The sequence below is a fragment of the Cupriavidus sp. 05N39 genome (genome assembly GCF_056397325.1).
Genome location: NZ_JBFTNE010000398.1, coordinates 1 through 372, shown reverse-complemented (window position 1 = coordinate 372; position 372 = coordinate 1). Strand labels below are relative to the sequence as shown.

Sequence of the window (372 nt, the reverse complement as noted above, 5' to 3'; positions counted from 1 at the left end):
GTCCTTGCGCTTGAAGCGCATCATGTACGGCGAGGCCATCAGCGAGACTTCGGTCTGTTCGGTGTCGAACACCTTGTAGCCGATGCTGCCACCGCGCAGGTGGAACCTGCGGCCTTCGTAGCTGATGATCGGTGCCGCGACGGTGTCGGTCCCGTAACCGGCATACGGGGATTTCAAGGCCACCACGGCCACGCCGAGGCTGCTGCGCGGCTTGGCGCCCGGCGCCTGGGCCATGGCGCTGCCCGCGGCCAGCCAGGCCACGGTCATCAGCGCGAGCGCGAGCAGATAGGGGCCGATGGCCCGCGGGGCGCCGTCGTTGGCGTTGGGGCGGCAGTGGCCTGCCTGGGGGGAGTCTTCCTTGGAACGCACGCG

1 protein-coding gene is annotated in these 372 nt (G+C 69.4%); it reads right to left on the bottom strand.

Translation table 11 applies throughout. The annotated features are described in order from the left end of the window. Positions 1–372, bottom strand: a 372-nt coding sequence (locus tag AC1DN0_RS41885) for a MipA/OmpV family protein (protein ID WP_477146728.1), incomplete at both ends; no start/stop codon positions are given.